This window comes from Kineococcus gurbantunggutensis, from assembly GCF_050871925.1.
GTDB lineage: Bacteria > Actinomycetota > Actinomycetes > Actinomycetales > Kineococcaceae > Kineococcus.
This window is the reverse complement of the sequence record NZ_JBJLSG010000065.1, coordinates 1-26283: the sequence shown is the minus strand read 5'-3', so window position 1 is coordinate 26283 and position 26283 is coordinate 1. Positions and strand designations below refer to the sequence as shown.

The following is a 26283-nucleotide window of genomic DNA, read 5'->3' as shown; positions in this document are numbered from 1 at the left end:
CGTTGTAGGGGGCGGCGTCGTGGTGGCCGATGACCTCCCCGGCGCGCAGCTCGTCGTGCTCGCCGAACCAGCGCGCATCGGCTGGTGGGGTGAAGGAGCGGCAGGCGTGGTGGAAGTCGCGCATCCACTCGCCCGCAGCGACCAGTGCCGCTTCGCTGTGCGCCCACGCGGGCCAGGGCCGGCTGTCCCCGACGGTGTCGCCGGCAAGCTAGGTGAGGACCTCGCGGCCCTGCTCGTCGATGCCGAGCACTTCCGGCGCGCGGGTGAAGCCGACGGCGTGCAGGTGGCGCAGCAGGGCGTGCACGGCCGGGGTGTGCTGCCCGGTGCGCCGGCGCACGCTGTTCCCGACGCGGGTGGCGCCGTCGTTGCGGCCACCGGCCATGCGTTCCTCCACGCCCCGCTCTTCCACGACCGGTTCGTCCACGACGGCGACCGTAGCGTCGTCAGCCGGCCTCGTCACGGGTTGATGCCACTGGCGGGGTGCTCGGCTGGCGCTCGAGCACGGCTGCACCGGAGGCGGGAGGACCCAGTGCCCTGCCACTATCCTCTCCGGTCAATCGGCCCGGGGGCGGCTGGTGCTGAACAGCTCGCAGGTCATGTCGTAGTACCGCTCGGTGCGCCCCAGGTGGTCCATGCCGAGCCTTCGGCACAGGGCTTGCGAGGCGGCGTTGTCGGGGTGGGTGACGGCGAGCACCTCGCTCAGCCCGGCGGCGAAGGCGTAGCGCAGGCCCAGGGTCGCGGCCTCGTGGGCGTAGCCGTGTCCCCAGGCGTCGGGGTGGAAGTACCAGCCGATCTCGGTTTCCCCGGTGGGCCGCGGCGGTGGGGCGCCCCCGGAGGCGGGCAGGGCCACCAGCAGCAGGGTGCCCAGCAGGTGCCCGTCGCGGTGCTGCACGGCCCAGACCCGGTGCACCTGGTCCTGGCGGGATCGCCAGCGGGCGATGAGCTCGAGCGCCTGGTCGTGGCTCCCCAGCACGCGGGGGTGGGCGCCGATGTAGCGCTGGACCTCCCAGCGTGAGCACATGTCCAGGACGAAGCCGGCGTCGTCGGCGGTCCACTGCCGCAGCCGCAGGCGTTCGGACTGCAGTGTCTGCACCCGCTGATCTTGGCAGTAGAGACGCGAGTGGGACGTCCACGACAGCGGGATGACCGTGCGGTTGCGCAAGCGGTCAGCGGGTTGGCGAGGCACCAGACTGCGTCTTGGGCGCGAGGCACCACGGGGCCACGGCCCACCCGGTGGTGGCGGCGCTCGCACCCACTGCGGTGATCACCACCGCCGAACTTGCCCACGCCTGCGCGGGCCAGGTGAGCCACCCGGTCAGTGCGATGAGCACCCCGCTGGTCAGGGCCAGCGCTGCACGCGCCGGCAGCGGACCGGCCCGGGTCAGCGCCGTGGCCAGGGCGCCGGCGACTGCTCCGCTCAGGCCGCCAGCGATCACGCCGAAGAGGCCACCGAAGAGGCCACCGAAGAGGCCGCCGTGGAAGAGCGCACCGGCGAGGGGGAACCCTTCATCGCCGAGCAGGGACAGGGCGCCCACGACGGCGCTGCCGAGGACACCAAAGCCTGCTCCAGCCACTACCGCACGTGCTGGGGTGCAGCGTGGCCACTGCTCGAAGGTGTCGATGAAGGTCGTGAGCCGTCCCTGGCGTCGGCCAAGGCGGCCAGGCTGTGAGCGATCGAGGTCAGGGCGAGGGCTTGGACGGCCTCCCACGTCCCGGGCTTCAGCTTCGCCGCGGTGGCGGCCGCTTGCTCGGCGTGGGTCCTGGCGGCAGCGGCGTCGTGGGTGCTCACGACGATGACTTTGCCGAAGCGGTGTCCTGTTGTCTGGGGGTTGGGCAGACCGCAGGTCGGGCCAGCCCCCGGTCGCGCACTGAGCGCGGGGTGAGCGCGCTGGTGAGGTGTCTGTGCCCTACAGCTCGTCGCGCGCGAGGCGCCACTGCTGCTCGCTGCGTCGGTGCTCCTCGTTGGCGTTCAGGGCAGCCACGACGGCCGGGTCCTCGTCGGCGGCGAGCAGGGCCACCACGTCCTCGGGCAGGAGGTCCTCACCGGCCAGGTACCAGCGGGCGATCGCTGAGCCCTGCCGGGCCAGGCGGTGGGCCCGCGCCAGGTCGAAGGGGAGTCCCTGCGCGGGGGTGTCGGCCCGCTCGAGGGCCAGGTGCAGCAGCGCGGGCAGGCGGTACCTGCCCGGCTCGCCCGACTTGCCCGGCGCGTCCAGCTGGCGCTGTGGTGTCACGTTCAGCATGAGGACCACCTCGCCGCCGGACCAGGTGCTCCAGTCCGCGTCCGGCTCGCCGGGCCGCACCGCTGCCACCTCTGCGGCATCGATCAGCGCGCGCAGTGCATCGGCGAGGTGGAGCAGACGCTCGTACTCCTGCTGGTCGTTGCCCTGCCTGAAGATCGACAGGTTGGGGGCGTGGTCGGCGGACTGCACCGTCCAGGAGGCGTCCGCGGCGCAGGACCACGAGCCGCTGGTGGTGCCGCGCACCCAACCGGTCTCGGTCAGGGCCGTGGCCATCGCCTCGACACTGCTGAGCAGGCCGGCGCCGGTGGCGCGCTGCAGCAGCAGCAGGACACCCTGCGGGATCTCGTGGGTCTGAGCGGCAGTGGTCACGGTGGCCCTCCAGAACGCGGTGGCGCGCGGACCGGCTGATCGTGCGCGAGGTGCCGCGCATCTGTCGAGGCAGGCCCGCAGATCGGCATTGTGTGGGTGAGCGGAAGATCATCAAGCCCACCGCGACGCTGCGTGGTACCCGCTTGGCGTCTGACCACCGACCAGTGCTGAGCACCGGTGCATCACGAGCGCTGCAGGAGTGAGCGGCAACAGCGTCTGGGGTGCTCTGCGGCGGCCCGCGGCAGAGGACCGGGCGGGTGCTCACCGGGCCCGGGAACCACGAAACCCCGCCGGGCGTGGGCCGCTGCGGGGTTGTGTCGGTGATTGTCCCAACTTCCGCCCTGGATGTCAAGCAGCGCTTCGAACGGGGCACCCTCGCTCGACACCTCCCGATGGCCTCTCGCAAGGCCTCTCACAAGGTCTTCCACGGGGGTCCTTCGCAGGGCCTCTCCAGGGCTGATCCAGGCGCCAGGTCGCGTGCCGCCAGGAACCGGTGAGGCGAGGACCCAGCCCGCGCGGCAGGGCAGCCGCCAGGCGGCGGCGGGCCCGCAGTCGCGAGCTGCGGGCCCTACGGTCCCGGCACGGCCCAGGGGCGATCACGAGCGCGGGGGGCGACGGACCACCTGGGCCTGAGCGAGGACGGTGCGGCGAAGCCGCGGGCCGGCGCCGGCGCGTGGTGGCGCCGCGCGGGATGGATCTTCGGGCTCGTGCTGCTCATCGCCGTGGTGGCCGCCCTGGTGCGCTGGACGGTGCGCTGGACAGTGCAGTGAGCGGTGCGCGGGTGCCGGCTCGAAGGTGCGGGTCCAGACGGCACCATGGGCAGGTGCCCACAGTGCTGCAGGTGCCGTGCGTGCTGGCGCAGGAGCTGAGCGATCCGCTGCTGGCGCAGCAGGTGTGCGCCGTGCTGCTGCAGCACCTGCGCTTCCGGATCGAGCGTGTGCACGTCGACGTCCGTCCCGATCGCCGCGAGGAGCTGGGAGCGGTGGTCGTGGAGGCGCTGGTGCAGCTGCGCCTGGCCGGCGGCCGCGGGGTCCGGCACGGCAACGACACCCTCGTGGCGCTGGACGACCCGCAGGCGCACTGGCTGGCGCTGCTGGTCTACGCCGGCTGGTGCCGGCACCTGGAGGTCTTCGACGCCGCCGGTGCCCGCCTGCTGCTGCTGCGCGACGCCGGCAGCGCCGTCGTCGCCGACCTGGAGCCGCAGGAGGTCCAGGCGCTGAACCAGCAGATCGCACCGCTGAGCCTGGCGCCGCTGCAGGAGCCCGACATGGTGGTGCTCGACGAACGCCGCCGCCGGCACCAGGGGTGGCGCGAGGAGCAGCACCGCGCGCTGCAGGAGGCGATCGCCGCAGCGGCCTCGGCGCGCGGGCTCGACCCGCAGCCGCACCCGCAACCGCACCCGCAGCCGCAGCCACACCCGCAGCCGGTGCCGGAGCCGGAGCCGGTGCACCCGGCTGCCGCTGTGGCCGCGCACCTCAGCGTGGTCCTTCAGCCGAGCCAGGGGGAGAGCGTGCGGCTGGACAACGGCACGCAGAGCGTCGACGAGGGCTCGGCCAGCGCGCGGCTGCCCGCCCTGCCCCACGGCTGGCTGGTGGCCGAGGTCAAGGTCCCCGGCCTGCACCGCTGGGCTCTGGGCGAGGGTGAACCAGAACGGCTGGTCCTGCACGACGGGCAGGCGCAGGTGCTCGTGCAGCGCGGCATCGACGGGTTCGCGTGCCCGGTGGGGGAGGCCGAGCCGGCCCCGCCGCCTGGTCGCACGCTGTGGCGCATCGACGTGCGGGTACCTGCGCCGGCCACCTTCACCTGGAGCAGCCGGCTGGACCCGGGCCGCGCGGTGACCTTCACCCTCGTCCTGTCGCCGGCGATCCCGGTACCTGACCTGACCTGCCCTGCCCGCGTGAGTGGCGCGCCGGACCCCGTCGACGAGCTTTAGCGCAGGCGAGGCTGCGACCGCGTGCTCACCGCGTCACAGGTCATCTCGAAAGCGACCGGTTGCGAGACGGCTGCTGTATCGAAGCCACGTCGAGAATGGGTGATCCGTACCGGCTGCCCGATCGCCGGGTGGGTGTCACGCTGAGGTCATGAGCTCTGCGGGCACCACGGCCTCGCGCTCGATCGGGACAGTGATCGGTATCGGGTTGCTGCGGGGCGTGGTGTGCGGAGTGGCGCTGGGTGTGTTGACCGGTGCTGGTTGGGCCGTGTGGAACGGGCTGCAGCCGGCTCCTCCCGGCGTGTACAAGGACCCTTTCAGCGTGGTGCTGGTGCTCTACGTGGCGCTGGTCGCAGCCGTGGTCGGGGCGGTGGTAGGGGTGCTGGCGGCGGGCGCGTCGGTGCTCGTGCTGGTGGTGAGCGCCGGCGCCCGGCGCAGCTGGGCAGTCAGCGTGATCGCCGCCGTGCTCGCCGCTGCGGTCAGTGCAGGGGTGCTGAACCTGGCCGCGCAGAACAGCGATGACCGGTGGCTGAGCACGGCGCAGTCGCTGGTCGTGGCGATCGTCAGCGCGGGGATCGCCTTGTGGCAGCTGCGCAAGGTCGTGCGAGCGGCCGAGGACGCCTGAGAGGGTTGCGACGCGGCTGGTGTGATCCTCGCCTTGAGGTGATCTTGGGCTTGAGGGCGGCGAGTCGTGCGTGCGGTGCCGACTGGGCGAGGTGCAGTCGGCAGATCTAGACGGCATGATCATCCCAAAACCCACGGCGACCTCGCCCGGACGGCGCCACGGGCGTGAGGTTCAACTGCGCTCACGCCGCAGCTGCACCGACGCCGGGGCCAGGTCGATGGTCGACCGCCCCGCCCACGTCGTCGGTGCGTGGACGGGGTGGTCCTGGGCCGGTCCCGGATCGCTCAGGTGAGGTCGCTGGACAGTTGGCTGACCAGGGCCGCCAGCTGCTGGGGTGCTTGCAGGTGCGCCAGGTGTCCCTGGCCGGGCAGCTCGTGGACGTGAGCGTTGGGGACCAGGTGCGCGACGTCGGCGAAGGACGTGCCGTACGGTGCGCGCCCGCGGTTGAGCCCGCCGACGATGAGGTCGACCCGGGCCGCGCGCGTGGCCAGCCGCGCCGGTTGCGGTGCCTCGTCGATCGCCAGGGTCTCGGCGTGGGCCGCAGCACCCAGGCGGCGCAGCTCGGCCCAGGTCGCCTCATCAGCCTGTAGCTGCGCGATCGCCTCTCGATCCATGCCGGCGACCTGGCTGAGCGCGACGGTGAGGCCGGCGTCCAGGTCACCGCCCTGCTGGGCGCGGCGCAGGTCCGGCAGGGCCGCGGCGCCGAAGGGCGCGGTGACCGGCTCGTAGGCGATCAGGTGCGCCACCTGCAGCGCGTTGGCCAGGTGCAGCGCGATCAGGGCGCCGTAGCTCCACCCGAGCACCGCGCGCACGTCGCCGACGGTGCGCAGGACCGCGGCGAGGTCGGCGACCTCGGTGGCCAAGGCGTAGTCGTCGGTCAGGGGGCCGGAGGGGTGCCGGCCTCGCCGGTTGAGCACCACCACGCTCGGCCACCGCGTCAGGTGGCGGGCCACCGGGGCCCAGGCGGCCGCGTCGGACATCGCGCCGGGGACCACGACGATCGCGGGTCCGTCGTCCTGGCCGTGCACGTCGAGGCTGACCCAGCTGCCGTCGACGTCGATGCGCTCGTGGACCGGTCGCTCATGGACCGGTGTGTTCTGGATCGTGTGCTCCACAAACCCTATTCTGGGGCGGTTGCTCTACAATCGTCAACGTGAGCACCACGCAGGGCTCGGCGACTCCCGGCGGATCCGCCGGCCGACCGGCCGGGAGACCCCGTGCCTTCGACCGCGACGACGCGCTGCGCCGGGCGGCGCACCTGTTCTGGCGGCACGGCTTCTCCGGCACCTCCACGCGGGCGTTGAGCGATGCCCTGGGCATCTCCAGCTCCAGCCTGTACGCCGCCTTCGGCAGCAAGGCCCAGCTGTTCGACGAAGCGGTGCGCACCTACGCGCTGCGCTACAGCGCCATCTACGAGCGGGCCGTGGCCGAGGCGTCCATCGCCGGCGTGCTGGAGCGGGTGCTGGTGGACTCCGTGGAGGAGTTCACCCGCGTCCAGGACGGTCACCCGGGGTGCCTGACCAGCAGCGCGGTCATGGCCGATGCCTCCGGCACGCTGGACGTGCGCACCCACGTCGCCGACCTGCAGCGCGCCGACGAGGCGAGGTTGCGCGCGCGCATCGAGCGGGCGGTGGCCGAGGGTGAGCTGGCGCGGGAGACGGACCCGGCCGTGCTGGCCGCTCTGGTGCAGACGCTGTGGCAGGGGCTGGCGGCCCGCGCCGAGCTCGGGGCCGGCCGCCAGGAGCTGACCGAGGTGGCCCGGCTCGCGCTGGCGTTCCTCGCTCCCGCCGATAGCGGGTCGGCCCGCCGGTAGTCGGTCCTTCGTCGAAGCGGTGTGGTCGCGCCTGCCATCGGTGATCCCTCACCGTCCGCAACTTGGCAAGAGCGCAGTGCCTGCGCCACGAATGCGAAGCAGTGGGGGACCGACGATCGAGTCCGACTCGGCGTCGTAGACGCGGACGGCTCCTCTAGGCTGAGGATGTGAACCGACCCACCACCGGCGTGCTGCGCGTGCTGCGCAGCGCCGTGGTGACGGTCGTCATCATCGCCCTGGCCACCGTGGCGCACGTCGCCGGCGGCGGGTATGTGCCCTCCGGGCTGTCCGCGACCGCCGTGGTGGTGCTGCTGGCCTCGGTGGTGCACCTGCTGACCCGCTGGCGGCTGAACACCGCCGCGGTCTTCGCGCTGCTGGGCGCGGGGCAGCTGGTGCTGCACCAGGTGTTCATGGCCCTGGATTCCGCCCGCACCGGGCCGCTGGACGTGCAGGCGCTGAACGCGGTGCCGGTGGGCCGGCTGGCCCACGCGCACTCCCTGAACGCCGACCTGTCGTCGATGTCGTCGATGTCGTCGATGCACGCCGCCGGCAGTGCTGGGGTCGGCGGGCTCGAGGTCGGGCCCTGGGTTCTGACACCGATGCTCGCCGCCCACGTCATCGCCACCCTCCTGAGCGCCTTGATCCTGTCCAGTGCAGAACGGGCGTTGTGGCGGTTGTGGGCGTGGCTGGCGCCACTGGTCGTGGCACTGCTCGCCCCTGCCCAAGTTGTCGTGGCGCGCCTGCCCCGCGCGCCCCGAACCGCCTTCGAGCACCGCCCGGTGCACGAGGTCGTCCTCGCCCGGGCCCTGTCGCGACGTGGTCCACCGGTGGGTCTCGTCCACGCCTGAGCTCTGCTGCTTGCTGGCTGGTGCCGTCAAGGACCCGGTCTGCGGGTGCTCGCCTGGACGTGCGACGTCACCGCTGCCCACCTCGACCACCCCGCCCACCAGGCGGCGTGCCGTCGCCACCTCCCCAGTACCGCTGTGACCGGTCCCGACGCGTCGGGCCACCGGCAGGTCCACGCGCCGCATCGACTCACGTGCTGCTCGCCGCCGTGTGCTGCCGCCTGCCGCCGTGTGCCGCTGCGTGCCGTCGTGTGCTGTGGACGGGAGGTCGCCCGACGCTGCGCTGCCGGCGGGCCCCTGCTGTGAGGACCCACCGTGTCTGCCGACGAACTGCTTACCCCTGCCTCGAAGAGCCCTGCACCTGCGCCGACCACTTCCTCGACCCGTCGCGCGACCACTCCGTCGACCACTCCGTCGACCACTCCGTCGACCACTCCGTCGACCACTTCTTCGATGTGGGCGCGGGTGCGACCGCTAGTGCTGCGCCTGCACTTCTACGCCGGGGTGCTCATCGCCCCGTTCCTGCTCGTGGCCGCGCTCAGTGGCACTCTGTACGCCGCCACCCCGCAGCTGGAGGAGGCCCTGTACCGCGAGCAGCTGCACGTCACCGCCTCGGCGACCCAGCTGCCGCTGGCCGAGCAGGTCCAAGCCGCGGTCGCCGCCCGCGGTGGGCAGGCACCGGTCGCCGTGCGGCCCGCCCCGAGCGCTTCGGACACCACCCGGGTGCTGTTCTCCGACCCGTCCTCGGGTGAGTCCGAGCGCACCGCCGTCTTCGTCGACCCTGGCACCGGGCAGGTCCGCGGGCAGCTGAGCGTGTACGGCACCAGCGGGGTCCTGCCGCTGCGCACGTGGGTGGACCAGCTGCACCGCAACCTGCACCTGGGTGAGCCCGGGCGCCTGTACAGCGAGCTGGCCGCCTCGTGGTTGTGGGTGCTGGCGCTGTCCGGGGTGGGGTTGTGGGTCGCCCGTCAGGTCGGTACACGCTGCTCCGCGGCTGCCGCTACCACCGGGACCACCGGGACCGCCGAGACCGCCGGGACCGCCGGGACCGCCGGCGACGGTGGGCCCGCGGGCCGGCGCGGCGGCGCGCTGCGGCAGGTCCTGGCGCCGCGCGGCGGCGGGGCGGGAGCCGGCCGGGGTGGCCGGGGCCGCACCCGCGCCCTGCACGCCGTGCTCGGCACCTGGATCGCGGTGGGGCTGCTGACCCTGTCCGCGACGGGGCTGACGTGGTCGACCCACGCCGGGGCCCGGGTCACCGACCTGCGCAGCGCGCTGTCGTGGCAGACCCCGGTGGTGGACACGAGCCTGCCCGGTCCTTCCAGCAGCGCCCCTGCCGGTGCCGCCGCCAGTGGTGCCGCGAGCGGGCACGAAGGACACACCGGCCACGAGGGCCACGCCGACCACGAAGGTCACGGCGCGCCCAGCGGTGACCCGGGCGTCACCAAGGCCCAGAGCACTGGCGAGACGAGCCCGGACACCACCACCACCACCACCACCACCACCACCTCGGGCGCGGCGGTGGCGGTGACCCCGGCCGCGTTCGAGCAGGTGCTGGCCACCGCCCGCGAGGCGGGGCTGAGCGCGAGCAGGATCGAGGTCAAGGCCCCGGCCGAGGCGGGCGCGGCGTGGAAGGTCGACGAGGTCGATCGCTCCCTGCACACCCAGGTCGACTCCGCCGCCATCGCCCTCACGACCACCACCACCGGGCAGGTCCTCGACGCGCAGGTCCTGGACGTCGTGCGCTTCGAGGAATACCCGTTCACGGCCAAGCTGGCCCGCTGGGGCATCGATGCGCACATGGGTTCCTTCGGCTGGGGCAACCAGCTGGTCCTGCTCGTGCTGGGGCTGGGGCTCAGCGCGGTGGTCGTGTGGGGCTACCGGATGTGGTGGCAGCGCCGACCCGACCCGGCCCGGCGCCTGGCGGTGGGTCCGCCCGCCCACCGCGGCGCCTGGCGGCACCTGCCCAAGCCTTTCCTGGCCGCCGTCGTGGTGCTCACCGCTGCCGTGGGGTGGGCGCTGCCGCTGCTGGGGGTCTCGCTGCTGGTCTTCCTCGTGCTCGATGCCGTCCTCGGCGGCGTCTACCGCACCCGGTCCCGTCGCCCCGGTGACCTCTCTTCGGCCACTTCCACCTCGACCGGCGGGAGCACCGCGTGATCCTCACCCTGGCGTTCAGAACGCCGGCGCGAGGCGTGCCCGCGCTGTGTGCTGAGCGTGCTCAGGTGCTGTGCGCATCCTCGGTGAATCGCGCGTCGTGCGCCGGTGGGGGCGCCGGTGCTGTCGTGCGCCGGTGGGGGCGCCGGTGCTGGGGTGTCGGTGGTGCCCCGTGCCTGTCGCCGCAGCCTCCCCCCCAGCTGCGCAGTTCGTCCTGCAGCTGCTGCGAAAGGAGCAGTCGGTCCAGGTCAGGTCCAGGTCCGGGTCGCCGCCTGCCTGCCCGCTCGGATCGCTCAGGTGCAGTAGATCGCCGCCGGAACCGGGTCAAGATCCGGGTGCCGACAGCACCCGGAGCGATTTGCGCGTGGCGTCGATCACGTCAGCTCGGTACGTGGCTTGCGCGGGCAGCGGGGATCCGGACAGGTAGGTGCGCGCGGGGTGAGCGATCCACGTGGAGGGGCGAGGGCACTGGCGTGCTCTGGCGGCATGGTGCTCGCCAGCGCTCGCCCAGCGCTCACCGGTCACTCGACGGCCAGGGTGTCAGGGTGCCGTGCTGACCGCCTGAACCTGCGCTACTGGATCCGTGGACGACGCCGCTGCGGCACGGTGCGGTGACGGGCCGGTGCCACCGCACCGTGCAGCAGCCGTGAACAGGTGAGGGAAGGTGCGACCGCGACCATGGCGTGGGACGAGGCGACGGACTGGGCGCCGATCACCATGACGTACGAAGCGGCCCGGCAGTGGTTCACCCGGTAGCCCTGGCGCGGTGAGTTCCTGCTCGATGAGCTCGCCTGGCGCCCACGTTCTGCGAGGGCACGCTCGAAGCGGGCCGGCAGGTGCTGCACGAGCTGCGGACGGGCATCCAGGCGCCGGTGAGCTGGCTGGTCGGGCCGGCCGTGGCACCCCTGTAGAGCTGGCCGCGCACCGCCGCCGGTGCGACGCTGGCGCACGTGGCCACCATCGCCTTGGAGGACGTGGACGGCGTGTTCGAGGCCCTATACGAGCAGGCGTGGCCGCACCACGGCGAGGGTCTGCCCACCCACGGGGTGCTGGAGGTCTTCCACGACTGCTCCACCTTCGGGTGGCAGGCGCACGAGCGCGCCGAGCGCGCCTGGCTGGTGCGCTGGGTGCCGCACCCGCAGCGCGAGGCCTTCGCTGTCGAGCCGGCGGATCTGGACCCGGTGAGCGCCGGGTACGTCAACGGCGCCTTCCTGTGCCGGTGGGTGATGAGCACTGCCTGGTGCTGGAGGTGGAGAGCTTCACGCACCTGAACGGCTGGTTCGGCGATGCGGGCTCGTCGCAGGTGTGGATGCGTGCCGGCGACCTGGCCGCGCTGCTTCGAGGAGGCCTGTGTGTGATCCGCACCGATTGATCCTGGTGCCCGCAGCAGCTGGAGCCTGGGCTGCTGCGTGCCCCGGGGACAGGTCGGTGTCACTGGAACACGCAGCAGACCCCACCTGTGACCTGATCCTGCGGCTGGCCCCTCCGCCTTGTGCTCACAAGCGGAGGGGCCAGGAGCTGAGCTGGGCGCAGCGAGGGCGTTCGCGATCTCCTGGTGCTGGGACCTCACCGGCGGCACAGTTCACCTTGCTGCAGCAGCGGCTGCAGGGAACTGGTGGGCGTGCTCCCGCCCCCGCCGCTTCATGAGCCGCGCCGGTCCCGGACCTTCCTCAGACCTGCCCCGGATTCAACCTGGTTGCTTCAGCGGTGGGTCGAGGCCGGGCGCGAGGTGGTGGACCAGCCGTGGGGGCCGGAGACGACGCGCTCACCCCACCAGGTGCGCCGGGAGGCGTCGAAGCCCTCCACCATGTCCAGGTACTCCACCCCGCCGCTGTTGCCGCTCCAGGACCAGGCCAGCCAGCCGGTACGGCGGCGCGCGGTGTGTTCGAAGATCGCGTCTTCGTCGACGGGGCCGTCGGAGTGGTCGTGCCCGAACTCGCCGACGATCAGGGGCAGACCGCGCTCGTGGAAGGAGTCGACGTAGGCGCGCACCTCCTCGCCCGTGTCGTACACGCCGTACATGTGCACTGAGAACACGACGTTGCGGTGCGGGTCGCTGCGCAGCACCGCGGGCGCGCCCTCGCGCATGGTGCCGCTCCAGTCCTGTCCCCAGTTCGGCGCGTCGACCACGAGGGTGTTGCGGATCCCGGCCCGGCGCAGCGTGCGCACGGCGGCCACCGTCTGCTCGGTCCACTGCGCGGCCAGGGCGTTGCCCAGCGGTTCGTTGCCGATGTTGAGCAGGGCGTGGCGCTCTCGGCCCTTCAGGGCCTGGCGGACCGAGACCCAGTACTGCGCGGCCTGTTCCAGACTGGTGGCCGCGGCGTCGTCTCCGTAGCCGGTGGTGTCGTGGTTCTCCAGCACGCACACCATGCGGTGCTGCTGGGAGCGGTCGATGATCGCGCTGATCTCCTGGGCGCTGGTGGTGCCCCAGCGCCCGCCGGAGGTGACGACGCGGATGGTGTTGGCGCCGGCGGCGGCCATGTCGGCCCACACGTGGGTGCGCTCGGGGTACCAGGCGTGGCCGTGGTTGGCGCCGCGCATGACGAAGGGTCGCCCGCGCCCGTCGAGGAGCTGGCCGCGCCAGACGCGGAAGCCCCGCGCCGAGGCTGCTGCCGGTCCGGCGGTCAGGGCGCTCAGGCCCAGCGCGGCCCCGGACGCGCCGGCGCTCAGGAGTGCGCGGCGGCGCAGCGGGCGGGGCGCGGGGCGGGGCATGGGGTGGTGCTCGGGGTTCGGCACGGGCTTCCTCCGGGAGCGGTGGGTGGTGCGGGTGCGGGTGACGCGCTGGTGCTCCGGTTCGTGCGGGTGGGTCACCCGCTGGAGCACCTGCGCTTCCTCGACCCCGTCGGTGCGTCGTCGCACCGACACCACGTGCGCGGTCGTCGCCTGAGGACCCCTGTGCGGGTGACCTGAGGTTCCCGACCGCCGAGGCTTATTTAACCTCATTGAGATAGGGGGTCAAGTCCGTGCCTGGGGTGTTGTCGCAGGCGTGTCGCGGCCGCCGTCGAGGTGTCCGCGATGATTCTCGTGGGTTCACGAGGGGGTCCATCGAGGTGGGTACTCCTGCGGCGAGCCAGACCTGCACGGGTGCCCAGAGCGCCTGCCTCGGCGGGGCCTGCACGTCCTGCTTGCGGCGCCGGGCGGTACCCGCCACCTGGGCCGGGAAGGGACGGGTCCCCTGCACCTGCTGCCCGTGCCAGCTCGGCTGCTCGTGGAAGCGGCGCGCGCTGCGGGTGGCGCAACGCCCGAGGGGATCAGGCTGACCCGCTGCTGCACGGGCGTCGGGTTAGGGTGCGCCGCCGACCCCTCCGCCGCCGCCAGTGGTGGTTTCGGAGGCGGCTGCCGGGATCGGTGCGGGTTGTGGAGGTGGTGACGGGACCGGGTGGGCGGGTGCTCAGCGGTCGCGGATGGCTGGCCGGACGTGGCGCCGGGGGTGCCGGGGTGGAACCGCGCCGCGCGTGCAGGCGTTGACCGGTTCGTGGATGCACTGGTGCTGGCCCGGGCGCTGGCGGTGGTGGACACCGCTGCCGACGCGGCGCTGATCTGCAGCGCGCAGCGCGCTTACGACCTGCCCGGTCGCAGGCAGCGCTGGGTGCGCCAGTGCGCTGCGGGCGCCGGGTACCTGGCGGTGCTGCTGGCCGGGGACGCGCTGTGGGCGCTGGCCACCGGGCCCTCGCCCGGCGAGCGGGAGCTGTCCGGCGATGCCCTCCTCGTCGGGGAGGGCCCCGCCGGGGAGGGCTTCGGCGACGAGCGCCTCGTGGAGGGGGGCTCCGCTGGTGGGTGTGCGTTCGAGGAGCCCGGGGTGCACGAGCTCGGTGGGGGTGGGTCCGTGCGTCCCGGGCGGGGCCTGGCCCCTTCGCTGCGAGCGGTGCTGCCCGATCACGAGGTCGCTCTGCTGGCGCGCTTCGGTGGCACGTGCCTGGCGTGGGGCGTGCTGTGGTGGGCGGGGCGCTCGGTACCCGAGCGGATGCGCCGGCGCGGGATCGCCCGCCCGAACGCGCTGCTGGCGCCCGCCCTGGCGGTGGGTTTCGCCGCGAGCACGGCGCCGACGTGGTGGGCTCACGCGGAGGGTCGAGCCGCCGCGGTCGGACGGTGAGCACCTGCCCGCCCTCGATGAACGACTCGTCGTGGCCCGGCACCGGCCAGGATGCTGAGCACGGGCGTAGGCCGGTGGTGTGGTGCAGCTGGCAGTGATCCGGTCGGTGGTGACGGCGTCTGACCCGCGTTCCAGGACGGCGCACTCGTGACCTGCTTGCCCGGGCTCGCGTGCCGGATGACGGTGGTCATGACCCGGTCCACTTGACGGCGCATCCGAAGGACAAGCTCATGATCGTGCTGTCCGAGGAGCCAGGCCAAGCTCTGCTGGCGTTGCTGCCGTGCGTGCCTCATGCGCGGCGACTCCGGTGGCGCGTGCCACGATGCGATCGTGACTGCGCGCGCTGGAGGACGACTGACGATCGCGGACGTCGCCCGGGCCGCCGGAGTCTCCACCAGCGCGGTGTCCTACGCGCTCAACGGCAAGCCGGGGGTGTCCGAGGCCACCCGGGCGCGGGTCATCGAAGTCGCCGGTGAGCTCGGTTGGCGCCCGCACAGCGCGGCCCGCTCGTTGTCGGCCGCCCGCACCGGCACGGTGGGCCTGGTCCTGGCGCGCCCGGCGAGCACGCTGGGTGATGAGTCCTTCTACATGCAGCTGATCACGGGCATCGAGGCGGAGCTGGCCGAGCAGGGCACCGGGCTGCTGCTGCAGCTGGTGGCCGATGAGGACGCGTGCGTGGAGGTCTACCGGCGCTGGGCTGCGCAGGGGCGTGTGGACGGGGTGCTGGTCACCGACGTCGTGCGCGAGGACCCGCGCCCGGCGTTCTTGCGCGGCGCTGCCCTGCCGGCGGTCGTCATGGGCGGGGAGGTGGCTGCGGGACTGCCCAGGGTGGTCGGTGACGACCAGTGGGCGGTGCAGCAGGTCGTGGAGCACCTGGCTCAGCTCGGGCACCAGCGCATCGCCCGCGTGTCCGGTCACCCGGGGTTCTTGCACGTGCACCAGCGCGATGAGGCCTTCGTGGCGGCCGCGCGCTCGGCGGGCCTGCGCCCTCAGGTGGTGCCCACGGACTTCACCGCCCAGGCCAGCAGGCGTGCCACCGCCGGCCTGCTGGCGCACAGGGCCCGTCCGACGGCCGTGGTCTACGACAACGACGTCATGGCCGTCGCCGCTCTCGCCGCCGTCCACGCGCAAGGGGTCCGGGTGCCCGAGGACCTCTCGCTCGTGGCGTGGGACGACTCGACCCTGTGCTCCCTGGTGCACCCGCGCTTGACGGCGGTGGCGCGCGACATCCGCGCGCTGGGTGCGCTGGCGGCGCGCCGGCTGCTGGCGCTGCTGAGCGGGGCGCAGGTCGAGGTGGACGAGCCCGGGCCGCCCTCGCACCTGGTGGTGCGGGAGAGCACGGCCGCCCCGGGCCCGGGCCCGGGGCTGGGGCCGGCGCGGGGTTGAGGAGAACCGTGACCGCTGGTCGCCGGCTGCTGGCCGGTAACCGGTAGCCGCTGATCGCACATCACTGGCGGGTGACCGGTGACGGCGACCGTTGACATTAAGCGCTTAATGCGTCACGGTGGCGCTGCCAGCGGGTGGTGGTGAAGACCACCCCGCGGCCCGTCGAAGGAGACGAACGTGCGCAGACGCACCCTCGCCAGCCTGCTCGCCACCACCGTGCTCGCCACCTCCGGGCTCGCTGCCTGCTCCGGTGGAGATTCGGGGGACTCGGGTGGTTCCAGCGGGCAGTCCCTGACCTACTGGGCCAGCAACCAGGGCACCAGCTTGGACAACGACAAGGAGATTCTCACCCCCGAGCTGGAGAAGTTCACCCAGCAGACCGGGATCGAGGTGGAGCTGGAGGTCATCCCCTGGGACAGCCTGCTCAACCGCATCCTGTCCGCCACGACCTCCGGCGAGGCGCCGGACGTGCTGAACATCGGCAACACCTGGTCCGCCTCGCTGCAGGCGACCGGTGCCTTCTTGCCCTTCGAGGACGAGCAGTACGAGGCGATCGGCGGCAAGGAGAAGTTCCTGCAGTCCTCGCTCAGCTCCACCGGCGCCGAGGGTGAGCCACCGACGTCGGTGCCGCTGTACGGCCTGGCCTACGGGCTGTTCTACAACAAGCAGATGTTCGCCGACGCGGGCGTGCAACCGCCCACGACGTGGGCGCAGCTGGTGCAGGCCGCCGAGCGGCTCACCGACCCCGCGACGGGGGTGTACGGCATGACCGTGGCCGGTGCCAGCTACACCGAGAACGCCCACTTCGCGTTCATGTTCGGCAAGCAGAACGGTGCGGAGTTCTTCGACGACGCCGGTGAGCCGACGTTCACCGAGGACGGCAACGTGGCGGGCCTGAAGCAGTACCTGGACCTCATGGCCACCGAGAAGGTCGTCAGCCCGTCCGCAGCGGAGCACCCCACCACCAACGACATGATCGAGGACTTCACCTCCGGCAAGGCCGCCATGTTCATGGGCCAGAACAACTCCGCCGCCACGATCGAGTCCAACGGCATGACGACCGACCAGTACGGCGTCATCCCGATCCCGATCCTGGATCCGCTGCCCAGCGGCGGTCAGCGGGTGAACAGCCACGTCGCGGGCATCAACATGAGCGTCTTCGCCGACTCGGACAACACCGAAGGCGCGCTGCAGCTCGTGGAGTTCATGACCAGCAGGGACGAGCAGGTCGTGCTCAACCAGAAGTTCGGCTCGCTGCCGGTCACCCAGGAGGCCTCCAGCGACCCGGCCTTCCAGACCGAGAACTTGAAGATCTTCAACAGTGTCCTGGCCGACACCGCTGCCGCGCTGCCGATGATCCCGAACGAGAGCCAGTTCGAGACCACGGTCGGGCAGGCCATGCAGGACCTGTTCGGTCGCATCGCGACGGGGCAGGCGGTCGGCGATGCGGAGATCACCGAGGCCCTGCAGGGTGCTCAGGAGCAGATGGCGAGCGGGTCCTAGCTGATGGCCACCACCGCGTCGAGGCCTGGGGTGGTCACCGGCAGGCGGCGTCCACCCCGGCGGCCGCGCAGCGTCCTGGCGCCGCGCTGGCTGCCGTACGCGCTGCTGGCGCCGGCGCTGCTGTTCGAGCTGCTGGTGCACATCGTGCCGATGCTGACCGGCATCTACATCAGCACCTTGAAGCTGAACCAGTTCTTCGTGCGGCGCTGGTTGGAGGCTCCCAGCGCAGGAGCGGGCAACTACGAGATCGCGCTGAACTTCGACGGCGCCATCGGCGCGTCCCTGCTGCGCTCCTTCGCCGTCACCTTCGCCTTCACCGTCGCCACGCTGGCCCTGTCCTGGACGCTGGGCATGTTCGCCGCCGTGCTGCTGCAGCGCGACTTCCGCGGCCGCGCGCTGCTGCGCACGCTGTTCCTCATCCCGTACGCGCTGCCGGTCTACGCCGGAGTCATCACCTGGAAGTTCATGCTCGGTCGCGACAACGGCATGGTCAACGCCCTGCTGGGCGACCTGGGCATCACCAACGGGGACACCTTCTGGCTGCTGGGGGGCAACGCCTTCGCCTCCACCGTGGTGGTGGCCGTCTGGCGGTTGTGGCCCTTCGCCTTCCTCACCCTCATGGCGGGCCTGCAGTCCATCCCCAATGACGTCTACGAGGCCGCAGCCGTGGACGGGGCCGGGCTGTGGCAGCAGTTCAAGAGCTTCACTCTGCCCATGCTGCGCCCGGTCAACCAGGTGCTGCTGCTCGTGCTGTTCCTGTGGAGCTTCAACGACTTCAACGTGCCGTACATCCTCTTCGGGCAGTCGGTGCCCCAGTCGGCGGACCTCATCTCCATCCACGTCTACCAGTCCTCGTTCATCACCTGGAACTTCGGTGTGGGATCGGCGATGAGCGTGCTGCTGCTGCTGGTGCTGCTCGTCGTCACCGCCATCTACCTGCCGCTGACCAACCGGAGGCTGCGCGATGCGTGAACCGCTGTCCTTCCGCGTGCTGCGGGTCGTCGGGCTGACGCTGCTCTCGCTGTTCGTGCTGGCGCCGATCTACGTCATGGTCTCCAGCTCGCTGAAGCCGCTGGGCGACGTGCAGGGCGAGTTCACCTGGGTCCCCTCCACGCTGACGGTGCAGCCCTTCATCGACATCTGGTCGACGATCCCGCTGGCGCGCTACTTCGCCAACAGCCTGGTCATCTCCCTGCTGGCGACGGTGTGCTCGGTGGTGCTGGCCATCTCCGCGGCGTACGCGATCAGCCGTTACCGCTTCCACGGCCGCAGCGCCTTCCGGGTCACCGTGCTCTCCACGCAGATGTTCCCCGGCATCCTGTTCCTGCTGCCGCTGTACCTGATCTTCGTCAACCTCGGCCAGCTCACCGGCTTCGCGCTGCAGGGCAGCCGGGTGGCGCTGGTCATCACCTACCTGACGTTCTCGCTGCCCTTCGCGATCTGGATGCTCGTCGGCTACTTCGACTCCATCCCGCGCGAGCTGGACGAGGCGGCGCACGTGGACGGCGCCGGACCGGTCGGTGCGCTGGTGCGCGTCATCCTGCCCAGCGCCGCCCCGGGCATCGCCGCGGTCTCGATCTACTCGTTCATGACCGCCTGGGGTGAGACGCTGTTCGCCTCCGTCATGACGAACTCGACCTCGCGCACGCTGGCGATCGGGCTGCGCGAGTACTCCACGCAGACCAATGTCTACTGGAACGAGGTGATGGCCGCCTCGCTGGTGGTCAGCGTGCCCGTCGTGGCCGGCTTCCTGTTGCTGCAGCGCTACCTCGTGCAAGGGCTGACGGCCGGTGCCGTCAAGTAGCCGGGCGCCCACCGACCCCACCGGCGACCCGGCCGGCGACCGCGCCACCGATCCCGTCATCGACCCCACCACCGACCTCGTCGGTGATCGCTCCGGTGATTCCGCTAGCAGTTCAGCCGGCCACCCCACGAGACCCCCCGGGAGAGCCCCGTGCGCCGTCCGCGCTCCGTCCTGTCCGTGAACGGAACCCCCACCGCCTGGCTGGGGGTCAACTTCTGGTCACGCTCGGGTGGGCCGCGGATGTGGACGCGCTACGACCGCGATCTGGTCCGCGACGAGCTGCGCATGCTGTACGAGCACGGGCTGCGCCAGACCCGGTCCTTCTTCTACTGGCCGGACTTCGTGCCCGAGCCCGGTGTGCTGGCCGAGCAGCCGGTCGAGCACTACCTGGACTTCCTCGACGCGCACCTTCAGATCGGCATGACGACCATCCCGACGTTCCTCGTCGGGCACATGTCGGGGGAGAACTGGGACCCCGCCTGGCGCGGGGAGCGCGACCTGTACACCGACGTGTGGCTGGTGGCGCAGCAGTCGTGGTTCATCACGCAGATGACCCGCCGCACGCACGAGCACCCGGCCGTGGTCAGCTGGCTGATCAGCAACGAGATGCCCATCTACGGCCGGCGCCACGACCAGGCGCCGGCGGCCACGAAGGACGTCACCGCCTGGGCGCAGCTGGTGGTCTCCGCCGTGCGGGCCGGTGGTGCCGCCCAGCCGGTCTCCATCGGCGACGGCGCCTGGGGCATCGAGGTCACCGGGCAGGACAACGGCTTCTCGGTGCGCCAGCTGGGCCGGCTGAGCGACTTCACCGGCCCGCACGTGTACAAGATGGACAGCGACCCGATCCGTCAGCACCTCAACGCCGCCTTCGTCTGCGAGCTGGCCGCCGTCACCTCCTTGCCGGTGGTGCTGGAGGAGTTCGGCCTCACCGACGAGTTCGCCTCCGCATCCAGCCAGGCCACCTACTACCGCCAGAGCCTGCACTCCAGCCTGCTGGCCGGGGCCACCGGCTGGCTCGCGTGGAACAACACCGACTACGACGACCTGGCGGAGCAGGCCCCGTACTCGCACCACCCCTTCGAGATGCACTTCGGGATCACCGACGCCACCGGCGCACCCAAACCGGCGCTGCGGGAGCTGGCGGACTTCTCCGACGTGCTGGCCGACGTGGACATCACCCGCACCCGCCGCGCGGACACCGACGCCGCTCTCGTCGTGACCTCCTTCCTGGAGCGCCACCACCCCTTCACCCGCCCCGCCGACTCGGAGTTGGCGTTCCGCTCGCTGCGCCAGGCGTACGTCGCGGCCCGCGAGGCCGACCTGCCGCTGGTCTTCAGCCGGGAGGTGGACGGTCTCGATCAGGACGCCTCGCTGTACCTGCTGCCCTCCGTGCGTCAGCTGCTCGCGCCCACCTGGGCGTGGCTGCGCGAGCGCGCCGAGGCCGGTGCGACGGTGTACGCCTCGGTGTGCGCAGGCGATGAGCCCGTGCAGCGCGGCCCGTGGGTGCCTCACCTGGGCGAGCTGTTCGGTGTCGAGCACCAGCTGCTCTACGGGCTGGCCGAGCCAATCGAGGACGACGTCGTGCAGATCCGCATCGTGCGCGACTTCGGCTCGCTGCGCGCCGGGGAGGTGCTGCCGGCCCGGGCCGCCGGCACCGCCGACTCGCGCACGTACCTGCCCGTGGTGCCCGCCGGCGCCGACGTCATCGCCACCGACGCCCACGAGCGCCCGCTGCTGCTGGAGCACCGGGTGGGCGCCGGGCGCATGGTGCTGAGCACCTACCCGCTGGAGAACATGGCCGCCTGCTCGGCCCGCGTCAACCCCGAGCCCACCTGGCGCGTGTACGACGCCCTGGCGCTGCTCGCCGGTGCCCGCCGCGACGTGCGCGTGGCCGATCCGTTGATCATGTGTGACGTGCTCGAACGCGAGGACGGCACCCGCTTCGCGTGCTTCCTCAGCCAGCACCCGCAGGAGGTCGTCGCAGACGTCCAGGTGCGTGGACGGCTGCTGGAGCGCACCACGGGAGCCGATCTGCGCGGGCGGGTGCGGCTGGCGCCCCACGGCGCGCTGGTCACCCGCCTGACCACCTGACTCGCCTGACTCGCATGACCGCCCCGGTCCGCCGATGAGGTCCCTTCCACCGCACCGCCCAAGCACCTGACGATGCCACCGGAGCGTGCGGTCGACCTGTTCCGCTGTGCAGCAGCTACGCGCGCAGGGCGCCCCCGGACGCTTTGGGCGCCAGATCGTCACCCCTGTCGCGACGCGGTGAGTTCTGCGTAGGCTCCCGTGGCGTGAGGACGGACAACGCCGGCGCGGACGTCTTCGACGGCCGGGCCGCTGCCTGGGCGAGCTGGCAGGGCGAGCCCTGGGGGCGGCTGCGCTACGAGCTGGTGGCCCACACCCTCACCCGTGCCCTGGCGCACCGGGCCGGGCGGCTGCGGGTGATCGACGTCGGTGGCGGTGACGGCGCCGACAGCCTGCCCCTGGCCCGGGCCGGGCACGAGGTGCTCGTCCTCGACCACGCCGCCGAGCTGCTGCAGGCGGCCGACGAAGCGGCAGCGGCCGCGGGCCTGAGCCAGTCGGTGCGCACCATCTGCGCCGACTTGGACGACCTGGACCGGGTGCGGCTGGACGGTGCCGGGCTGGCGGGTGCCTTCGACGTGGTGCTGTGCCACAACGTCGTGCACTACCGCGCCGACCTCGAGGGCACGCTGACGCAGCTGGTGCGGTTGCTCCGCGCCGCGGGCGTGATCTCGGTGATGGCGCCCAACCCGGCGATGGACGTGCTGGCCGCTGCGGTGCGGCGCACCGACCCGCGAGAAGCGCTGGCGGTGCTGGATGCCGAGACCGTGCACGGGCGCACGTTCGACCACCCGATGCGGCGGGTGGAGGCGGCCACCGTCGAAGCTGCGTTGCAGCGGGCCGGGTGCGAGGTGGAGCACCGCTTCGGCATCCGCTGCGTGATGGACCTCATCGTCGATGACGAGCTCAAGCGCGATCCGGGCTTCTACGACCGGATGCGAGAGCTGGAGGTGGCGCTGTGCGAGCGCGAGCCGTACTGGCGCAGCGCGCGCTTCTGGCAGCTGACGGCGCGTCGGACGTCTTGATCGGGTGCGGACCCGGCCTTTGGGCGGTACCGCAGCAGGAGCCTCGACCGACTGCTGGCGATCGTCGACGATCGGGCACGGGAGTTCAATCGGCCGATCGTGATCGCGCTCGCAGGGCGCCGGGAGCACTGGCTCGAGCGCTCTTACGTCTCGGGGTCACCGGTCGGCTCGCCGGGGCCGGTGTTGATGACGCAGAAGAGGTTGCCCTCGGGATCGGCCAGCACGACATGTGAGGCGTCGGGTGCGTAGGTCCACGGCGTGCGGCGCGCACCGAGGGCGATCAGGCGCTGCACCTCCGAGTGTTGCTCGACGGCGCTGGCGGTGCGCAGGTCCAGGTGGGTGCGGTCGCTGGTGTCCAGGGTGAGGGCGAGACCTTCTCCGTGCTCGGGGACCAGCACGGGAGCGCAATCGTCGCCGAGGGTGTCCTCGCGCGGCCGGTAGCCCAGGGCGCTGCACCAGAAGCGGCTCGCGCGGTGCAGGTCCTCAACGTGCAGCACGATGCTGTCGATTCGCATGTGCTTACGGTAGTGATCCGGGCCCTGGCTCGTCCGGGGGCGCGCTGCCCGCCGGTGCCCGCGGTTGCCCCACCGCCGGCCGGTGGGGCGGGTGGTGGCGCCCGTCCGTGATCGGCCCAAGGGCCTGCGCGTGCGGACGTGCGCCCGGGTTCAGGATGCAGGCGCCGCAGGCTGAGCAGGTGGATCAGACACAGCAGACGCAGCGGGCGCAGGGCCGAAGCGGGCGAGGTAGCCGTAGGCGCGCTGCCAGGGCGAGCGGGCGTACAGGTGCGGCGGCAAGTGGTGGTGCTGCACGCAGAAGGTGTCCAGGTCGCTGGTGATGATCAGGCGCTCCCACGCGGCGTCCGGCTCTGCAGCAGCCGTCACCTCCAGCAGCTCGACTTCCAGCGTCCAGCCGTCGTGGTCGAAGGCCCAAGTGCCGTTGCTGACGTAGACGTGGCTGGCGTGCTTCTCGCCGGTCTTGCGCAGGGCGATGGTGCAGAAGCCGGCGTCGGGGTGGGTGTGCTGGAAGGCGAAGGCCAGGACGTGGCAGGCGCCGGAGGCGAAGAAGGCCTGGTCGCTGCGGTGCCAGGACAGCTCCTGGTCGGCGCGCTGCGCCGGGGTGCGGCGGTAGGCGCTGCAGGGCTGGTACACGCAGCCAGCGTGCCGCTCGTCCTCCTGCGACGCCAGGGGGTGCACCGCAAGGAGTGTCTGTGTGTGGGCGCAGGCGTGGAGTCGGCCGACCACGATCGCGCGTGCAGGGCGCTGTGACCTCAGGCGGTCAGGGCGACACCTCGACCAGCACCTAGGCCAACACCTCCGGTGGTGTCCTGGAGCCCTCCCTCACGCGGTGGCTTGCAGGCCGAGGTCGTGCCTCAACTCCACCGGGTCCATCGGGTCCACCGTCCCGGTCCCACCACGGCGTGTCGGTGAGATCACCGCTGCACGCCCGCTCGCCCGCGCACCGCGGGCTCTGCTCGTGCCAGCGGTGCTGGTCCGCCAGCCGCGGCGCGGTGCTTGAGCAGCTGGCCGGTGCCGGTGGCCGGTGCCGGTAGGGCGTGCGGGTGGTGGGTGCGGGTGCTGGGTGGACCGCTCAGGACGTCGTCACACCACCCGTCTGCGGTTGGGGCAGTTCCAGGACCTGCTCCGGGGCGGCTTCGGCCTGGCGCTGCCCGTTGTAGACGGCGCGGTCCAGCTCGCCCTCGGCGTTGGCCACCAGGACCGCCACGAAGGTGTCCCCGTTGACGTTGAGGAAGGTGCGCATGATGCCGGTGAACCAGTCCACGGCGATGAGGATGCCGATGGCCTGCACCGGCAGGCCCAGCGAGGAGGCCAGGAACATCGCCACGACGGGGAACCCGCCGGGCACGGTGATGGTGCCCATGTTCAGCAAGATGGCCAGCGCCATGCCGAAGACGACCTGAGTCGCGCTCAGCTCCACCCCGCCGGCCTGGGCGAGGAAGAAGACCACGATCGTGTAGTTCAGCACCGCGCCGTAGCTGCCCATGGTCAACCCCACCGAAAGGGTGAAGTTGGCCACCCGCCGGCTCACGCCGACCTTCTCCACCGTGTTCTTCAGCACCGTGGGGAAGGTGACGGCCGAGCTGGTGGTGGTCACCGCGATGCTCGTCTGCTCGGCCAGCTTGCGCGGTAGCGCGGCCGGGTTCACCCTGGCCCGCACCGCGACGACCGCGACGAACAGCACGGTCAGCACGAGCACGCCGAGCAGCGTGGTGCCCAGGTACTTCAGCGCCGTGGTCACCACGCTGAAGCCGACGTCGCCGGCCAGCGCGGCGAGCAGGCAGAACACCCCGATCGGTGCGGCGTGCATCACGAGCTTGAGCAGGGCGAGCACGACCTGCTGGAGCTGGTCGAAGAGGTCGAGCACGAGGGTCTTGCCGGTGCGCGCGACGTAGCCGTTCAGCGCCACCCCGAACAGCAGCGAGAACACGATGATGGGGACCATCGTGGCGGTGGACATCGCCTCGAAGATGTTCGTGGTGACGAAGGCCGTGATGGTGTCCTGCCAGCCGGTGGTGCTCCCGGCGGGCTCCTGCAAGGTGGCATCGAGCGGGCCGGTGAAGACCATGCCCTCACCGGGGCGGATCGCTTGGGCCAGGGCCCACGCCACCAGAGCCGCCACCACGGAGAAGCCCAGCATCCAGCGGAAGGTGCGCAGCGCCAGGCGCCCGGTGCCCGTGCCCGCCATCGCCCCGGTGGCCACGATGACCGAGGTCATCACCAGCGGCACGATGGCCATCTGAATCAGTCGGATGAACAGGTCGCCGACGAACTTCAGGTTCGCGGCCCACGGTCCTGCCAGCAGGCCGAAGGCGACACCGGCCAGGGCTGCCACTGCGATCTGGGCCGCGGGGTGGCGCAGGGTCCGCATCGGTGCGCTGGTCGCCACTGGTCCTCCACGGCTCGTCGGTGCCCACCGGGTGGTGCGGCGCGTCCCATTGAGCCCAACCCCGGTTTCGGCTCCGTTACGGGCCCGTCACGCCCGCGTGACGCGAGCGCGGGAGCGCATCTTCCTCAGGTGCGCCCGGGCTGGTTGCTCATGGACTGGCCGCTCGAGGGTGGGTTGCTCTGCAGGGGGGCGAAGAGGGGGGTAGATACACGTGACAACGTGGGCACGTGTCCGAAGCAGGTTTCCTGCATGACCGAGTGACAGCGTGACCTGGCTTGCTGGGGTGCTGCGCGACCCGGTGACAGGCCACTGTCAGCGGATCGCGCAGCAGAGTTTCCTGTGGGGCGCGCGACGGGTTCTCCCAGTCGCAGCAGGTGCGCAGGGTGCGACCGGGCTGCGTGCAGGTCCAGCTCGCAAGCCGTCCGGGTGCCGCGCGCTCTCGCCCCGGGGCGTGTGTATCTAGTCCGGCAAGGGCTGGGGTGCTCACCGGCGCCGGTACAGCTCCAGCTCGCTGGCCGAGGGCACGGGCACGCCCTGCGGTGCGCTCAGGTGCTGTCGTGCTGGCTTAGGTTCGAGGGCCTCGCGTGTCGGTGCTTCGGGTGCCAGGGCCTCGGGCGTGAGCTGTCCGCCGGGTCCTTCAGCGTCGGTCCTGTCCTTGGCGACGTCCTGCTCCGCATCTTGCAGGGCGTCGTGGTCGGCGTCCTGGTCGGTGCGGGGACCGGTGAGCGCCTCGCTGGTGCGGCCCTGGCTCTTCCTCGGCCACAGGATCGCCGTCAGGGTGGCAGCGGTGACGCTGGTGGTGAGGACCACGGCAGCCAAGGGCGCGTAGGCCTCCACTTGCGAGCCGGTAACGTACCCCCAGCCCAGGCCCGGCAACCACCCCAGCACCTGGGTGCTGACCCCGGCGCACCCCAGCGCTGCGAGCCCGGTGGTGGTGGCGGCCACGAGCGTGGCAGCGGCGCGGGCCAGGGGCGTGGGCACCAGCGCGCGGGCCGGGGCGGTGAGCGCCGGGGCGGTGAGCACCACGGCGGCCAGCAGGACCAGCGGCACCAGGGTCATCAGCGGCAGCAGCGGCATCGACTGGATCGCCCAGAAGCTGGACCAGCGGGCGCCGAGCAGGTCCGCACCGTGCAGCACCCGCTGCGGGGAGGTGGAGGGGTCGTCGGCCGAGCCCGTGAGCACCTTCCAGGCGAGGCGGGCGATCACAGCTACCGGCAGCGCGGCGGCCAGGACGAGGAACCACGCGGCCCAGCCCTCGAAGGCTCTGCGGTGGTGCATGCTGCAACGCTATCGACGCGCTCCAGGCTTCGCTGGCGGGTCTGGCGGGTCTGGCGCGCACGCGATCGGCCGCGGGCGTGTTCGAGCGAGTGTGCTGCAGCAGGTGGGTCTGCTGCACTGATCGGTGACAACCGAGGTGGCTTGCCCGCAGGGCAGCCTGGAAGGATGTCGCTGTGCCCAAGCCCTACCCCCGCGAGTACCGAGACGACGTCGTCCGCGTCGCCCGGGACCG

At 72.1% G+C, this 26283-nt stretch carries 25 protein-coding genes; 14 read left to right on the top strand and 11 right to left on the bottom strand.

Annotated elements, in window-relative coordinates; genetic code table 11:
• Positions 1 to 208: 208 nt before the first annotated feature.
• From ACRYR7_RS13530 to ACRYR7_RS13510, 5 genes are all read right to left on the bottom strand, one after another.
• Positions 209 to 424 (bottom strand): hypothetical protein, encoded by a 216-nt coding sequence (locus ACRYR7_RS13530; protein WP_432572626.1) that lies wholly within the window; start codon positions 422 to 424, stop codon positions 209 to 211.
• A gap of 129 nt (positions 425 to 553) precedes the next feature.
• Positions 554 to 1093: a GNAT family N-acetyltransferase gene (locus ACRYR7_RS13525; RefSeq protein WP_432572625.1), complete on the bottom strand. Its 540-nt coding sequence runs from the start codon at positions 1091 to 1093 to the stop codon at positions 554 to 556.
• A 73-nt stretch (positions 1094 to 1166) separates the two neighbouring features.
• Complete coding sequence (locus ACRYR7_RS13520; RefSeq protein ID WP_432572624.1) at positions 1167 to 1535, bottom strand: hypothetical protein; 369 nt, start codon at positions 1533 to 1535, stop codon at positions 1167 to 1169.
• A 38-nt stretch (positions 1536 to 1573) separates the two neighbouring features.
• Positions 1574 to 1789, bottom strand: a complete 216-nt coding sequence (locus ACRYR7_RS13515; RefSeq protein WP_432572623.1) for a hypothetical protein — start codon at positions 1787 to 1789, stop codon at positions 1574 to 1576.
• A 118-nt stretch (positions 1790 to 1907) separates the two neighbouring features.
• On the bottom strand, positions 1908 to 2609 hold the full coding sequence (locus tag ACRYR7_RS13510; RefSeq protein ID WP_432572622.1) for a hypothetical protein: 702 nt from the start codon (positions 2607 to 2609) through the stop codon (positions 1908 to 1910).
• Positions 2610 to 3432: 823 nt separating this feature from the next.
• Between ACRYR7_RS13510 and ACRYR7_RS13505 the strand changes: the two genes are divergently transcribed.
• Together ACRYR7_RS13505 and ACRYR7_RS13500 are read left to right on the top strand one after the other, a co-directional pair.
• Positions 3433 to 4542 carry a hypothetical protein gene (locus ACRYR7_RS13505; protein ID WP_432572621.1) on the top strand — a complete coding sequence of 370 codons (1110 nt, stop codon included), beginning with the start codon at positions 3433 to 3435 and terminating at the stop codon, positions 4540 to 4542.
• Between the two features lie 148 nt (positions 4543 to 4690).
• On the top strand, positions 4691 to 5164 hold the full coding sequence (locus tag ACRYR7_RS13500; protein ID WP_432572620.1) for a hypothetical protein: 474 nt from the start codon (positions 4691 to 4693) through the stop codon (positions 5162 to 5164).
• A 284-nt stretch (positions 5165 to 5448) separates the two neighbouring features.
• Here the strand turns inward: ACRYR7_RS13500 and ACRYR7_RS13495 are convergent, their stop codons facing one another.
• Positions 5449 to 6279: an alpha/beta fold hydrolase gene (locus ACRYR7_RS13495; protein WP_432572619.1), complete on the bottom strand. Its 831-nt coding sequence runs from the start codon at positions 6277 to 6279 to the stop codon at positions 5449 to 5451.
• A 38-nt stretch (positions 6280 to 6317) separates the two neighbouring features.
• Between ACRYR7_RS13495 and ACRYR7_RS13490 the strand changes: the two genes are divergently transcribed.
• The 5 genes from ACRYR7_RS13490 to ACRYR7_RS13470 all read left to right on the top strand — a co-directional run bounded on the left by ACRYR7_RS13490 (position 6318) and on the right by ACRYR7_RS13470 (position 11345).
• Positions 6318 to 6977, top strand: a complete 660-nt coding sequence (locus ACRYR7_RS13490; RefSeq protein ID WP_432572618.1) for a TetR/AcrR family transcriptional regulator — start codon at positions 6318 to 6320, stop codon at positions 6975 to 6977.
• A 167-nt stretch (positions 6978 to 7144) separates the two neighbouring features.
• Entirely contained in the window at positions 7145 to 7825 is a 681-nt protein-coding gene (locus tag ACRYR7_RS13485; RefSeq protein ID WP_432572617.1) for a hypothetical protein, read from the top strand.
• Positions 7826 to 8287: 462 nt separating this feature from the next.
• Positions 8288 to 9976: a PepSY-associated TM helix domain-containing protein gene (locus ACRYR7_RS13480; RefSeq protein ID WP_432572616.1), complete on the top strand. Its 1689-nt coding sequence runs from the start codon at positions 8288 to 8290 to the stop codon at positions 9974 to 9976.
• A 947-nt stretch (positions 9977 to 10923) separates the two neighbouring features.
• Positions 10924 to 11244, top strand: a complete 321-nt coding sequence (locus ACRYR7_RS13475) for a hypothetical protein (RefSeq protein WP_432572615.1) — start codon at positions 10924 to 10926, stop codon at positions 11242 to 11244.
• Complete coding sequence (locus ACRYR7_RS13470; protein WP_432572614.1) at positions 11223 to 11345, top strand: hypothetical protein; 123 nt, start codon at positions 11223 to 11225, stop codon at positions 11343 to 11345. Before ACRYR7_RS13475 ends, ACRYR7_RS13470 begins: the two co-directional genes overlap by 22 nt.
• A gap of 329 nt (positions 11346 to 11674) precedes the next feature.
• Here ACRYR7_RS13470 and ACRYR7_RS13465 read toward each other — a convergent pair whose 3' ends face one another.
• Complete coding sequence (locus ACRYR7_RS13465; RefSeq protein ID WP_432572613.1) at positions 11675 to 12832, bottom strand: glycoside hydrolase family 5 protein; 1158 nt, start codon at positions 12830 to 12832, stop codon at positions 11675 to 11677.
• Between the two features lie 616 nt (positions 12833 to 13448).
• Here ACRYR7_RS13465 and ACRYR7_RS13460 point away from each other — a divergent pair.
• The 7 genes from ACRYR7_RS13460 to ACRYR7_RS13430 all read left to right on the top strand — a co-directional run bounded on the left by ACRYR7_RS13460 (position 13449) and on the right by ACRYR7_RS13430 (position 21869).
• A complete protein-coding gene (locus ACRYR7_RS13460; RefSeq protein ID WP_432572612.1) occupies positions 13449 to 14066 on the top strand; it encodes a hypothetical protein in 618 nt (205 codons plus the stop codon).
• A gap of 330 nt (positions 14067 to 14396) precedes the next feature.
• Positions 14397 to 15452, top strand: coding sequence for a LacI family DNA-binding transcriptional regulator (locus ACRYR7_RS13455; protein ID WP_432572611.1), 1056 nt, complete (start codon positions 14397 to 14399; stop codon positions 15450 to 15452).
• A 177-nt stretch (positions 15453 to 15629) separates the two neighbouring features.
• Positions 15630 to 16955: an ABC transporter substrate-binding protein gene (locus tag ACRYR7_RS13450; protein ID WP_432572610.1), complete on the top strand. Its 1326-nt coding sequence runs from the start codon at positions 15630 to 15632 to the stop codon at positions 16953 to 16955.
• A 3-nt stretch (positions 16956 to 16958) separates the two neighbouring features.
• Positions 16959 to 17927, top strand: coding sequence for a carbohydrate ABC transporter permease (locus ACRYR7_RS13445; RefSeq protein WP_432572609.1), 969 nt, complete (start codon positions 16959 to 16961; stop codon positions 17925 to 17927).
• Positions 17920 to 18759, top strand: coding sequence for a carbohydrate ABC transporter permease (locus tag ACRYR7_RS13440; protein ID WP_432572608.1), 840 nt, complete (start codon positions 17920 to 17922; stop codon positions 18757 to 18759). Before ACRYR7_RS13445 ends, ACRYR7_RS13440 begins: the two co-directional genes overlap by 8 nt.
• Positions 18760 to 18909: 150 nt before the next feature.
• The gene (locus ACRYR7_RS13435) at positions 18910 to 20850 is read left to right on the top strand and encodes a glycoside hydrolase 5 family protein (protein ID WP_432572607.1); all 1941 of its coding nucleotides are present in this window, start codon (positions 18910 to 18912) and stop codon (positions 20848 to 20850) included.
• A gap of 203 nt (positions 20851 to 21053) precedes the next feature.
• The gene (locus ACRYR7_RS13430; protein ID WP_432572606.1) at positions 21054 to 21869 is read left to right on the top strand and encodes a methyltransferase domain-containing protein; all 816 of its coding nucleotides are present in this window, start codon (positions 21054 to 21056) and stop codon (positions 21867 to 21869) included.
• A gap of 143 nt (positions 21870 to 22012) precedes the next feature.
• Here the strand turns inward: ACRYR7_RS13430 and ACRYR7_RS13425 are convergent, their stop codons facing one another.
• The 4 genes from ACRYR7_RS13425 to ACRYR7_RS13410 all read right to left on the bottom strand — a co-directional run bounded on the left by ACRYR7_RS13425 (position 22013) and on the right by ACRYR7_RS13410 (position 26051).
• Positions 22013 to 22384: a VOC family protein gene (locus tag ACRYR7_RS13425; protein WP_432572605.1), complete on the bottom strand. Its 372-nt coding sequence runs from the start codon at positions 22382 to 22384 to the stop codon at positions 22013 to 22015.
• A 150-nt stretch (positions 22385 to 22534) separates the two neighbouring features.
• On the bottom strand, positions 22535 to 23017 hold the full coding sequence (locus ACRYR7_RS13420) for a hypothetical protein (RefSeq protein ID WP_432572604.1): 483 nt from the start codon (positions 23015 to 23017) through the stop codon (positions 22535 to 22537).
• A gap of 439 nt (positions 23018 to 23456) precedes the next feature.
• On the bottom strand, positions 23457 to 24755 hold the full coding sequence (locus ACRYR7_RS13415; RefSeq protein ID WP_432572627.1) for a dicarboxylate/amino acid:cation symporter: 1299 nt from the start codon (positions 24753 to 24755) through the stop codon (positions 23457 to 23459).
• Between the two features lie 501 nt (positions 24756 to 25256).
• A complete protein-coding gene (locus ACRYR7_RS13410) occupies positions 25257 to 26051 on the bottom strand; it encodes a hypothetical protein (RefSeq protein WP_432572603.1) in 795 nt (264 codons plus the stop codon).
• Positions 26052 to 26283 lie beyond the last annotated feature (232 nt).

Coding starts and splice junctions, on each gene's coding strand:
- ACRYR7_RS13500 (WP_432572620.1), top strand. CDS start 4,691: ATGAGCTCTGCGGGCACCACGGCCTCGCGCTCGATCGGGACAGTGATC.
- ACRYR7_RS13445 (WP_432572609.1), top strand. CDS start 16,959: ATGGCCACCACCGCGTCGAGGCCTGGGGTGGTCACCGGCAGGCGGCGT.
- ACRYR7_RS13440 (WP_432572608.1), top strand. CDS start 17,920: ATGCGTGAACCGCTGTCCTTCCGCGTGCTGCGGGTCGTCGGGCTGACG.
- ACRYR7_RS13425 (WP_432572605.1), bottom strand. CDS start 22,384: ATGCGAATCGACAGCATCGTGCTGCACGTTGAGGACCTGCACCGCGCG.
- ACRYR7_RS13415 (WP_432572627.1), bottom strand. CDS start 24,755: ATGCGGACCCTGCGCCACCCCGCGGCCCAGATCGCAGTGGCAGCCCTG.
- ACRYR7_RS13410 (WP_432572603.1), bottom strand. CDS start 26,051: ATGCACCACCGCAGAGCCTTCGAGGGCTGGGCCGCGTGGTTCCTCGTC.